This is a genomic window from Desulfurellaceae bacterium, from assembly GCA_021296095.1.
Classification (GTDB): Bacteria; Desulfobacterota; Binatia; order Bin18; family Bin18; genus JAAXHF01.
Genome location: JAGWBB010000017.1, coordinates 42,064 through 42,770 on the forward strand (window position 1 = coordinate 42,064; position 707 = coordinate 42,770).

General features: G+C 66.2%; 1 protein-coding gene. It reads right to left on the reverse strand.

Annotation, left to right across the window (positions count from 1 at the left end):
* Nucleotides 1-9: 9 nt before the first annotated feature.
* Nucleotides 10-707 (reverse strand): Hsp20 family protein (locus J4F42_05870; protein ID MCE2485020.1); only part of this gene is annotated, 698 nt, incomplete at its 5' end.

Here is a 707-nt window from a genome sequence, read left to right on the forward strand (position 1 = left end):
CGGGGCGGCTCACGCCCCTTGGATCGGCACGCGTCGGGCAGAGATCCGTTTGGACAGCAGGAGGACGACCTCAAGCACACCGGACGCATAGCGCGCCTGGATGCCGGTAGACTTCACCCCGTCGGGCAGCGGCACGACCTGCTCAAAGCGTCTGGTCTGGGCACTCCCGTTGCCCGGGTCCGGGAGGGCGAGCTGCACAATCAGCTGGTTGCTGACCACGAACAGCCCGATGTCCTGAGGGTCACACGCCGGCAGCGCCAGCCGGTAGCGCAGCTGGCCAGCCTCAACGGCGCGTTCGACGTAGGGACTCCAGCCCTGCTGCTGCAAGACAGCAGCCGGACCGTCCTGAGCGGCAGACGGCTCCACCACCGTCGGTCGGTCCGGCTTTTGGGGAGCCGCCACGCTGTCACGGGCGGGCGGTTGCTCATCGGCCAGCGGCAGGCTGTCTCGCCACAGAAAGGTGAGCAGATCTTTGAGATGGGCGCGCCAGTTCGTCCAGTTGTGGCCGCCGACCAGCTCTTGAAACAGACACGGACAGCCCTTGGCTTCGAGCAGCGGCACGAGCTGGTGGTGAGCCGGAATGAACTGGGGCTCGTACTTGCCGACATCAAAATAAAACGCCACCTTGGCCCGCAGCTTACTCACCAAATCCGGGAGCAGCTTGGCCTCCACGCGCTGACTGCGGGGAATGGCGAAGCGGCGGCGCA